This is a genomic window from Bradyrhizobium nanningense (assembly GCF_004114535.1).
GTDB classification, from domain to species: Bacteria; Pseudomonadota; Alphaproteobacteria; order Rhizobiales; family Xanthobacteraceae; genus Bradyrhizobium; species Bradyrhizobium nanningense.
Map to the genome: position 1 here is coordinate 213 of NZ_LBJC01000003.1, position 2,640 is coordinate 2,852.

At 66.1% G+C, this 2,640-nt stretch carries 3 protein-coding genes; 2 read left to right on the forward strand and 1 reads right to left on the reverse strand.

Going from position 1 to position 2,640, the window contains the following annotated elements:
• Positions 1–1,017: SDR family NAD(P)-dependent oxidoreductase (locus tag XH84_RS42025; RefSeq protein ID WP_245471577.1), on the forward strand; the 1,017-nt coding region annotated here is incomplete at its 5' end.
• Between the two features lie 46 nt (positions 1,018–1,063).
• Complete coding sequence (locus XH84_RS42030; protein WP_128917769.1) at positions 1,064–2,011, forward strand: NAD-dependent epimerase/dehydratase family protein; 948 nt, start codon at positions 1,064–1,066, stop codon at positions 2,009–2,011.
• Here the strand turns inward: XH84_RS42030 and XH84_RS42035 are convergent.
• Positions 1,999–2,640 (reverse strand): MraY family glycosyltransferase (locus XH84_RS42035; protein WP_488226023.1); only part of this gene is annotated, 642 nt, incomplete at its 5' end. The genes XH84_RS42030 and XH84_RS42035 overlap by 13 nt on opposite strands.

The following is a 2,640-nucleotide window of genomic DNA, read 5'->3' on the forward strand; positions in this document are numbered from 1 at the left end:
GGCGGCGGCGGCTCGATCGGGTCGGAGATCTGCGAGCGCGTGGTCGCCTTCGGTGCGGCGCGCCTGCTGGTTGTGGAGAATTCCGAGCCTGCGCTCTACGCCGTCACGGAGACCCTCGCCGCGCACGGCTCCGGCGCTGCGATCGAAGGGCGGATTGCCGACATCCGCGACCGCGAACGCATGATGCGCCTGATGGCCAAGTTCAAGCCGGACATCGTGTTTCACGCCGCGGCGCTCAAGCACGTGCCGATCCTCGAGCGCGACTGGAGCGAGGGGGTCAAGACCAACATCTTCGGCTCGATCAACGTCGCCGATGCCGCGCTAGCCGCCGGCGCCGAGGCGATGGTGATGATCTCGACCGACAAGGCGATCGAGCCGGTGTCGATGCTTGGATTGACCAAGCGCTTCGCCGAAATGTATTGCCAGGCCCTCGACCATGATCTTGCCGCAGCGAGCGGCGGCGCCAGGCCGCCGATGCGGCTGATCTCGGTGCGCTTCGGCAATGTGCTGGCCTCGAACGGGTCTGTCGTTCCGAAATTCAAGGCGCAGATCGAGGCCGGCGGCCCGGTCACCGTCACCCATCCCGATATGGTCCGCTATTTCATGACCATCCGCGAGGCTTGCGATCTCGTCATCACGTCGGCAACGCACGCACTCGGGCAATCGCGGCCGGATGTTTCGGTCTATGTGCTCAACATGGGGCAGCCGGTGAAGATCGTCGATCTCGCCGAGCGGATGATCCGCCTCTCGGGCCTCGAGCCCGGTTATGACATCGATATCGTGTTCACGGGCATGCGGCCGGGCGAGCGGCTGTACGAGATCCTGTTCGCCTCCGAGGAGCCGACCCACGAAATCGGCATCCCCGGCATCATGGCTGCGCAGCCGAACGAGCCGCCGATGCAGACTCTGCGCAAATGGATCGCTGCGCTCGAGCTGGCGATCGCGCGCGACGACCGCGCCACCATCAGAACCATCCTGAAGGATGCGGTGCCCGAATTCGGATCGACGGCGGCCTGACCATGCCGATCGATGGGTCGTTGCGCGCTGTTCTGTCGGAGCAACGATGAGCGAGACAAAGCCGGTCGCGCTGGTGACGGGGGCGAGTGGCTTCATCGGCCGTCACGTCGTGCGCGCATTGACGCGCGAGGGCTGGTCGGTCCGCCGCGCGGTGCGCAGCCAGGAAGGGGCGGATGGCGAGGTCGTGATCGAATCGATCGGCCCCGAAACCAATTGGCAGGCCGCGCTTGAAGGCGTCGACGCGGTGATCCATCTCGCCGCCCGCGTGCACCACAAGAACGACGAGCACGCGGCCGAGCTCTACCGCAAGGTCAATGTCGAGGGCACACTGCGCCTGGCACGCTACGCGGCAACGGCCGGCGTGCGTCATTTCATCTTCATCAGCACGGTCCTGGTGCATGGCCGCAGCAATGACGGCCGCTCGCCGTTCAGCGAGAGCGATCTGCCAACGCCGCGTGGCCTTTACGGCACATCCAAGGCTGAGGCCGAGGCAGGCTTGAGGACGCTCGCGCGCGACACCGACATGAAAATCTCGGTGATCAGGCCGCCGCTGATCTACGGCGCGCACGCGAAGGGCAATTTCCCAATGCTGGCGCGTGCAGTCAGGCTGGGGCTGCCGCTGCCCTTTGCGGCGATCCGCAATCGCCGCAACTTTCTTGCCGTGCAGAACCTGTCGTCATTCGTCCTGCATCGGCTCCGCCATCCTGACGCGGTGAGCAATTTCGAGATCTTCCTGCTGGCCGACCGGGAGCGGGTCTCGACGCCTGAATTCATCGCGTGCCTGGCGCGAGCCTCCGGCAAGAGCGCCCGGCTGTTCGGCATACCGCCAAGCCTGCTCGGCACGGTCCTGCGCATGATGGGCCGTCAGGACATGCAGGACGGGCTGATCGGCTCGCTCGAGATCGACATCTCGAAGGCGATCGCGACCGGCTGGCAGCCGCAGGTCTCTCTCGAGGAGGGGCTGCGGCTGGCGGTGGAGTCTCAGGACGACTGAGTGCGAGAAAAGCGCCGCAGCACGAAAGCGACGGCGGCCCCGCCTGCGAACAACGACACAATCGCGATCGTCATCGAGCCGGCGCGAACGGTGACGATGGCCAACGCCGCCAGCAAGAGGTTGAGCAGGAAGACCTCGCCGACGACGCGCGAGACGGCAAAACCGTTGTCAGTTGCACGTTGATAGAAGTGCGTGCGGTGGGCCGACCAGAACGGCTCGCGCCTGATGATGCGGCGAAACAGCGTGACGGTGGAATCCGCAAGGTAATAGGCCGGCAGCAGCAGCGCGGCAGCGGGCTGCCCGTGCCAGGCAAGCTCGAGCAGGCACCAGCCGAGCAACAGACCGATCGGCAGGCTGCCGACATCGCCGAGGAAGACTCTTGCGGCTGGACGGTTGAACGGCGCAAAGCCGAGCATGGCCCCGCACAGCGCGGTGGCGAGCAGTCCGGCGGACGTCGAGAGGTCGCCAAACCATCCGAGCAGCCCGAGCGCGGCCGTGACCGGCACCACCTCCGCCACCGTCATCAGGTCGAGCCCGTCCATGAAGTTGACGAGGTTCACGAACCAGATTCCGGCGAGCAGGATGAGGCCGCGCTCCAGCGCGAACGGCAGCGCCGGCACGATGCGCGC